The 202-nt window shown below is 47.0% G+C and carries 1 rRNA gene; it reads right to left on the bottom strand.

Annotated features, from left to right (window positions below):
• Positions 1 to 202 (bottom strand): 23S ribosomal RNA (locus tag H5S39_RS00025); the annotation flags it as partial.

The following is a 202-nucleotide window of genomic DNA, read 5'->3' as shown; positions in this document are numbered from 1 at the left end:
CTACTCAGGGAATCGATTTTTCTTTCTCTTCCTGCAGCTACTAAGATGTTTCAGTTCACTGCGTCTACCTCTTGCTAGCTATGTATTCACTAGTCAAGTAGTCAGCGATTAAGCTGACTGGGTTTCCCCATTCGGAAATCTCCGGATCAAAGCGTACTTACCGCTCCCCGAAGCATATCGGTGTTAGTCCCGTCCTTCATCG

The sequence above is a fragment of the Limosilactobacillus rudii genome (assembly GCF_014145455.1).
Lineage (GTDB): Bacteria > Bacillota > Bacilli > Lactobacillales > Lactobacillaceae > Limosilactobacillus > Limosilactobacillus rudii.
The sequence above is the reverse complement of the archived record's forward strand: the minus strand, read 5'-3'. Positions and strand labels throughout refer to the sequence as shown.